Raw genomic sequence first — 4,935 nt, 5'->3', positions numbered from 1 at the left:
GGCGTTCCTGTTCACCGGGCAGGGTGCCCAGCGGGCCGGGATGGGACGTGAACTGTACGAGGCGTTCCCCGTGTTCGCGGACGCCTTCGAAGAGGTGTGCGCGGCGCTCGACGCCCACCTGGACGGCGGTTCGCTGGCCGACACGATCGCGTCCGGCGAAGGCCTGGACGAGACCGGGTGGACGCAGCCGGCGCTGTTCGCGCTGGAGGTGGCGCTGTACCGGCTGGTGGAGTCGTGGGGCGTACGGCCCGACTACGTCGCCGGGCACTCCGTCGGGGAGATCGCGGCCGCCCATGTCGCGGGCGTGCTCACGCTGGAGGACGCGAGCGCGCTGGTCGCGGCGCGCGGCCGGCTGATGCAGGCGCTTCCGGCGGGCGGCGCGATGGTCGCCCTCGGCGCGCCTGAGGCCGAGGTGCTGCCGCTCCTGGAGGGCCTGGGCGACCGGGTTTCGGTGGCGGCGGTCAACGGGCCCGCGTCCGTGGTGCTCTCCGGTGAGGAGCAGGCGGTCCTGGCCGTCGCGGAGAAGGTGAAGGCGGCCGGGCACCGCACCAAGCGGCTCACCGTCTCGCACGCCTTCCACTCGCCGCTGATGGAGCCGATGCTCGACGCGTTCCGGGCGGTGGTCGAGGGGCTGGAGTTCCGTGCCCCGGCCATCCCGGTCGTGTCGAACGTGAGCGGCGCGCTCGCGGGCGAGGAGCTGCTGACGCCCGAGTACTGGGTGCGGCACGTGCGGGAGGCCGTGCGGTTCGCGGACGGCGTCCGTACCCTCGCCGGGCTCGGCGCCACCACGTTCCTGGAGATCGGCCCCGACGCCGTCCTCACCGCCATGGCCGCCGAGACGCTCGACGACGCCGAAGCCATCGCTGTCGTGCCTGGTCAGCGGCGGTCGGCGGCCGAGGCCGTGACGCTGGTGTCGGCGCTCGGGAGGCTGCACGGCCGGGGCGCGGCGGTCGACTGGCGGGCGTTCTACGAGGGCAGCGGCGCGCGGCGCGTGGAGCTCCCGACGTACGCGTTCCAGCGCGAGCGCTACTGGCTGGCCGACGACGGCACGGCCGCGGCCTCGGGCGCGGGGGACGGCACGGCCGGTGAGGCGGGTGCCCTGGCGGCCGAGTCCCGGTTCTGGGAGGCCGTCGAACGCGGTGACCTGGAGGCCCTGGGCGAGACCCTCGGCAGCGGTGACAGCGCCTCGCTGGGCGCCGCGCTGCCGATCCTGGCCGACTGGCGGCGGGGCGAGGTGCTGCGGTCGACGCTGGACGCGTGGACGTACCGGGTGGTGTGGAAGCGGCTGGCGAAGGAGACCGGGCCGGCGCTGTCCGGGACCTGGCTGGCCGTCGTGCCGGCGGGGCTCGCGGACGGGCGTGCGGCGGCGGTGCTCGACGGACTGCGGGCGCAGGGCGCCGAGTTCGTGGTGTACGAGGCGGGTGCCGACCCGGACGCGTTCGACGCGCTGGGGGACGTGCTGGCCGGGTTCACCGGCGGCGCGCCGAGCGGTGTCCTGTCGCTGCTGGCGCTGGACACGCGCCCGCACCCCGAGCACCCGGCGCTGACCCGGGGGCTCGCCGCGCTGGCCCGGCTGCTGCCGGCGCTGGACGCGGCCGGGGCCGGGGCAGGGGCCGGAGAAGGGGCCGGCGCCCGGGTGTGGTCGCTGACCGAGGGTGCCGTGGGCGCGGGCCCCGGCGGTGCCGCCGAGGACTGCGCGCAGGCCCTGGTGTGGGGCTTCGGTGTGGCGGCCGCGCTGGAGTACCCGCGGCTGTGGGGCGGTCTCGTCGACCTGCCGGGCCCGGGCGCGGGCGGCCTCGACCGGCGGGTGCTGCGGCGGCTCGCGACGGCGCTCGGCGGGCCGGGCGGCGAGGACCAGCTCGCGGTGCGCGCGTCCGGCGTGTTCGTACGCCGTCTGGCGCACGCCCCGGTCACGGCACCGGCAACCGCGCCCGAGCGGGACACCGCGGCCGCCGAGTGGCAGCCGCGCGGCACGGTCCTGGTCACCGGCGGCACCGGCGGGATCGGCGCGCGCGTCGCCCGCCGCCTCGCCCGCGGCGGCGCCGAGCACCTGGTCCTGACCAGCCGCCGTGGCTGGGCGTCGGAAGGCGTGACCGAACTCGTCGCGGAGCTGGAGCAGTCGGGCGTCGGCGTCACCGTCGCCGCCTGCGACGTGGCCGACCGCGACGCGGTCGCCGCACTCGTCGACGGCCTCACCGACGGCACACCGGAGCGCCCGCCCCTGAGCGCCGTCGTGCACGCGGCGGGCGTCGGTCAGACCGGCTCGGTCGCCGACACGGGACCGGACGAGATGCACCGTATCCTCGCCGGCAAGGTACTGGGCGCCGCGCACCTGGACGCCGCGCTGGGCGACCGGCCGCTGGACGCGTTCGTGCTCATCGCGTCGAGCGCCGGCGTGTGGGGCGGCGGCGGCCAGAGCACGTACGCGGCCGCCAACGCCTACCTGGACGCCCTCGCCCAGCGGCGGCGCGCCCAGGGCCGTACCGCGACCTCGATCGCGTGGGGTTCGTGGGGCGGCGCCGGCATGGGTGCCGCGGACGGCGCTGCCGAGCGGATGCGCCGCCTCGGGGTGCCGCCGATGGACCCGGAGCTGGCCGCGACGGCGCTGATGCGGGCCGTCGGGCGGGACGAGACGACGGTCACCGTCGCGGACGTCGACTGGGCGCGGTTCGCGCCCGGCTTCACGGCGGCCCGGCCCAGCGCCCTCATCGGCGAACTGCCGGAGGTGCGGGAGGCCCTGCGCGAGGACGAGCCGACCACCGGAACCATCGGGTCCGGGCCGGGGCGCGGTGCGCTCGCCGAGCGCCTCGCGGCGCTGCCGGAGGCCGAACGCGCCGACGCCGTACGGGACGTGGTGTGCGAGGCGGCGGCCGCGGTGCTGGGGCACAGCTCCGGCGCGGCGATCGCCCCCGACCGTACGTTCAAGGAGCTCGGCTTCGACTCCATGACGGCCGTCGAGCTGCGCAACCGGCTCGGCGCCTCGACCGGCGTACGGCTGTCCGCGACGCTCGCGTTCGACCACCCGACGCCGCAGCGGCTCGCCGCGCACCTGCTGTCCGAACTCCTCGGCGGCACCGAGGCGGCCGCGGCGGCCGCTCCGGCGACGGCGGCGACGGCGGCGACGGCCGCACGCACCGGTGAGGCGGGCGACGACGACCCCGTCGTCATCGTCTCCATGGCCGGGCGGTTCCCCGCCGGGCTCGACTCGCCCGAGGACCTGTGGCAGCTCGTCGCGGAGGGCCGCGAGGCGATCTCCGACTTCCCGGCCGACCGCGGCTGGAACACGGACGAGCTGTACGACCCGGAGCCGGGCACGCCCGGCAAGACGTACTCCGTGAAGGGCGGATTCCTCGGCGCCGCCGACCGCTTCGACGCGGCGTTCTTCGGGATCTCGCCGCGTGAGGCGCTCGCCATGGACCCGCAGCAGCGGGTGGTCCTGGAGACGGCCTGGGAGACGTTCGAGCGCGGCGGCATCGACGTGACCGCGCTGAGCGGGCGCGGTGTCGGCGTGTTCCTCGGCGCGTTCCACACCGGGTACGCGATCGGCGCGGACAGCGACGAGATCGAGGGCTACACCGCGACCGGCAACCAGCCGAGCGTCCTGTCGGGCCGTGTCTCGTACACGTTCGGCTTCGAGGGCCCCGCGGTCACCGTCGACACGGCCTGCTCGTCCTCGCTGGTCGCCCTGCACCTGGCCGCGCGGGCGGTACGGAGCGGCGAGTGCGAGCTGGCGCTGGCCGGCGGCGTGACGATCCTCGCCACGCCGGACGGGTTCGTGGAGTTCTCGCGGCAGCGGGGCCTGGCGACCGACGGGCGCTGCAAGGCGTTCGCCGCGTCCGCCGACGGCACGGGCTGGTCGGAGGCGGTGGGCCTGCTGCTCGTGGAGCGCCTGTCGGACGCCCGCCGCAACGGCCACGAGGTGCTGGCGGTGCTGCGCGGCACGGCGGTCAACCAGGACGGCGCGTCCAACGGGCTGACCGCCCCGAACGGCCCGTCGCAGCAGCGCGTCATCCGCCAGGCCCTGGCCGACGCGGGTCTTTCGGCCGCCGACGTCGACCTGGTCGAGGCGCACGGTACGGGCACGAAGCTGGGCGACCCGATCGAGGCGCAGGCGCTGCTCGCCACGTACGGCCAGGACCGGCCCGCCGACCGGCCGCTGTGGCTGGGCTCGTTGAAGTCGAACATGGGGCACGCGCAGGCGGCCGCCGGCGTCAGCGGCATCATCAAGGTGATCCAGGCGATGCGGAACGGCGTCATGCCGCGGACCCTGCACGTCGACGAGCCGACGCCGCACGTCGACTGGTCGGCGGGCGCCGTCGAACTGCTGACGGAGGCCAGGGAGTGGCCGGAGACCGACCGTCCGCGCCGCGCCGGTGTGTCGTCGTTCGGGGTGTCCGGCACGAACGCGCACGTCATCATCGAGGAGGCGCCGCGGCCCGAGCCGCACGTGCCCGACGTGACGGACGACGCCGAACTCCCCCTCCTGGACTGGCAGGTGAGCGCACGGACCCCGGACGCCCTGCGCGCCCAGGCCGAGCGGCTGCTCGCCCACGCCGCGTCCGACGGGGCCGCGGACGCCCGGGACATCGCCCGGGCCCTCGCCCGGCGCCCCGCCCTGGAGCACCGGGGCGTCGTCGTCGGCGCGGACCGCGCGGAACTGCTGGAGGGCCTCCGGGCGCTCGCGGCGGGGACGGGCGGCGGCGCCGGGACGGTCACCGGGCGGCCCGTACCGGGCAAGACGGCGTTCCTGTTCACCGGGCAGGGTGCCCAGCGGGCCGGGATGGGACGTGAACTGTACGAGGCGTTCCCCGTGTTCGCGGACGCCTTCGAAGAGGTGTGCGCGGCGCTCGACGCCCACCTGGACGGCGGTTCGCTGGCCGACACGATCGCGTCCGGCGAAGGCCTGGACGAGACCGGGTGGACGCAGCCGGCGCT

At 76.6% G+C, this 4,935-nt stretch carries 1 protein-coding gene; it reads left to right on the top strand.

Annotated elements, in window-relative coordinates:
- Positions 1 to 40: 40 nt before the first annotated feature.
- Positions 41 to 4,935, top strand: a 4,895-nt coding sequence (locus tag HTZ82_RS20745; protein ID WP_254712008.1) for a type I polyketide synthase, incomplete at its 3' end; no start/stop codon positions are given.

Source organism: Streptomyces sp. TRM64462 (assembly GCF_013362995.1).
Lineage (GTDB): Bacteria > Actinomycetota > Actinomycetes > Streptomycetales > Streptomycetaceae > Streptomyces.
Note: the sequence above shows the minus strand (reverse complement) of the source record. Positions and strands in the feature narration are given on the sequence as shown.